Annotated in this window: 2 protein-coding genes; one reads left to right on the forward strand and one right to left on the reverse strand. The window is 64.4% G+C overall.

All coding sequences use genetic code 11. The features are described from left to right. Window positions 1-808: 808 nt before the first annotated feature. Window positions 809-1,639 carry a helix-turn-helix transcriptional regulator gene (locus R1101_RS0120430; protein ID WP_026003521.1) on the reverse strand — a complete coding sequence of 277 codons (831 nt, stop codon included), beginning with the start codon at window positions 1,637-1,639 and terminating at the stop codon, window positions 809-811. A 412-nt stretch (window positions 1,640-2,051) separates the two neighbouring features. Between R1101_RS0120430 and R1101_RS0120435 the strand changes: the two genes are divergently transcribed. Further along, window positions 2,052-2,786, forward strand: a complete 735-nt coding sequence (locus tag R1101_RS0120435; protein WP_016935151.1) for an Atu4866 domain-containing protein — start codon at window positions 2,052-2,054, stop codon at window positions 2,784-2,786. The last annotated feature ends 53 nt before the right edge of the window (window positions 2,787-2,839 follow it).

A 2,839-nucleotide genomic window follows, 5' to 3' on the forward strand; every position in this document is an offset into this window, starting at 1 on the left:
CAACCGCGCCGTGTCCTGGGCCGTGTTCATGACACTCATGTCACGCGCCCTTCCGGCCTGTGTCGTTCAGGACCGATCGACACCGGCCCCCGCCAGCGAAGCGGAACCGCATCTGGCATGCAACTATGCAACTTTTTCGGAGCCCTGCCCCCGCCCGAGACCAGACGCAGGGACCGAGTCACCCGCCTCGGAGCGAATCTCTGCGGAGCACCCCATCGACCAGATCCACAGCGGCCTTCAACCCCAGACCCGGATGCCGCTCCCGCAACACCCTGACCGCAGAAACCCGATCCGACGACGACGCCACCGCAGCCTCCACATCCACCCCCGGAACATCCTCCGGCGCCACCATTCTCGCCGACACACCACCACGACGCTTCCGGACCCACCCCCAACCAGCACCCACCACGACGAACACCCACAACCCGAACCGGAACCAGTGCCAGCCCGACGGCTCAATGAAGGCGTCCGGCACAAAAACCAGCCCACCCAGAACAACCCACGCAACTAGGACTACAAACGGCCCCCACACATCCAGCCACGACAACACACCCCGCCAATTCATCCGGCCTCCCGTCGCCGCCGACCGGGCTCAAAACCCGAAGAGATCACGACCGATGCTCCCACGCCTGTTGCTGCGGCGTCACCTCAGCACCCGCCGTCGAGTACGACAACGAACGTCGCCGCACACCTGACCACTGCTGCGACAGATGACCCCACCTGGCGACACGCTGCCGCCCATTCGGAAAAGGTTCACAGTCCGAATACCGTGATGAGTGGACAGTTCCTGCCTGACCGCACGACAGATCTACGGGATGTCGGAACTGGTTGTCGCCGCGAGGGATCCCAGCAGTCGGAGCTTGTCGGCGCTGGACGAGCCGACGGGAGCTTGGTAGACGATCAGTTGGTGGCCGGGTGCGCTGCGGACGTCGAAAGCGTTGTACTCGAGGAGAAGATCGCCGACGGCAGGATGACGAAATTCTTTCGCCTCGTGAGTTTTTCCCCGGACGTCGTGCCGGCTCCACAGTTCGCGGAACTCGGCGCTTGCAGCGTGCGCCTGGAGAACGAGAGCGCGGACGTCATCTGCCGAACCTGTGTGACCGAGAGCAAGCCGAAGGTTCGCGACACAGGAGGTGGTTGCGCGGTCCCGGTCGGTGAAGAAATTGCGTCCGAAGGGGTCGAGGAAGACCATCCGCGCAATGTTGTCGATGCGTTCGAATCCGCTGTACAGAGCTCCAGCCAGGTCGTTGTAGGCGAGAACGTCCAATTGACGGTTGATGATGAGCGCGGGGGTGTGCGACCAGGATGCGAGCAGTTGCCGGAGCGAATCGTCGACGGTTGTCCGTACCGGTGTGCGCGGTGTCGGTGCCAGGCCGGCGAGGCGGAACAGGTGTTCGCGCAGATCGGTGTCGAGGTCGAGTGCACCGGCGAGCGCGTTGAGAACCGCTGGGGAGGGGTGTCGCTCGCGGCCCTGCTCGAGTCGGGTGTAGTAGTCGACGCTGACGCCGGCGAGCATGGCGACTTCTTCACGGCGAAGGCCGGAAACCCGCCGCCCCGACTGCGCTGTGATGCCGACATCCGTGGGCTGCACGTGGCTGCGTCGCGCTTTGAGGAATGTTCCCAGTTCGGTGGAGCTCATGAGACGACGCTAGCCTCACCGCGTCGCGGCTGACAGGCCGTGTCGCACCCTGGTTGGGATTGCTTGGCCGTAAGGCCTCACCACTAGCGCCAACGCGGCGAAGGCAACGTCCCGTCCAAGCCACCCTGCGCCTGGCTTGTCGGCGTGTGGATGTTCTCTACGCTCGCCTCCGCGACAAACCGCACGTGGCAATCGAACGTGCCCGTTACGTCGCTTGCGGTTCGATAGGCCATGAGATTCCTTTCACGAGATGCCTTGGAGCGGCAGGGCTCGAGCCTCGTGCTCGAGTTCAGTCCGAACCAGGCTCTGGTGCGCCCGGGCACACAGCGGCCTGTTCCGGTGCACCGTCCAGCCGGATAGTGGATTTCGCCGGGACCACCCGGCGTCCTCGAATCCCCATTCTGGAGCACACATGATCACCTCCTTCACTCCCGAACTGCTCGAGCTCATCACCACCAACCGCACCGGCGGGCATCGTCCGCTGCTGTTCGCCAACGCCCGGATCATCACTGGCGATTCATTGATCGGCGACTTCGACTGCGGCGATGTTCTTCTCGGTGGTTCTCGCGTGGTCGGCATCGGTCCGGGTCTGCTGACCGCAGCAGATGATGACGGCGCGATCGTCATCGACTGTGCCGGGTACGTCATCGTGCCGGCAATCGTCGACACCACTCGGCTGCGTGGCCTGAGTCCGAGATCGTTCCGGTCACCGACCGCGATCGCACCCGGCAATCCGGCCGGTTTCGCGATCCTGTCCGCCGTATCCGGAGAATCGGGGTCCGCCGCGCTGCACCGATTCCTCGCCGCCCCCGACATTTCGCTCGTGCTCGTCGTCGACGGTGAGATCGTCCTGTGGGACGGACACCCGGTCGACGCCGGCCGTGCAGCAGATATCGAGGTTGCCCACACCGCCTCCGCGGACCGTTATCTCGGCACCTGGATCGACGAGAACGATTTCGTGCATCAGCACCTGACCGCGGACGGTCGCTACGACGAAACCCGCGGCGGACGCCCGCACGCCTACCAGGGCTCGTACTGGATCACCGGCGACCGCATCGACTACCGCGACGACCTCGGATTCTGGGCCTTCGGCGAATTCACCGATGGCGTCTTGCATCACGCGGGCTACACCTTTCACCGTTCCTGAGCTGCCCCCGACACCCGAAAGCACACCATGCCGAACATCTCCCTCACCGAGTT

Origin of the sequence: Rhodococcus sp. R1101, from assembly GCF_000278445.1 — a bacterium.
Taxonomy (GTDB): Bacteria; Actinomycetota; Actinomycetes; order Mycobacteriales; family Mycobacteriaceae; genus Rhodococcus; species Rhodococcus gordoniae.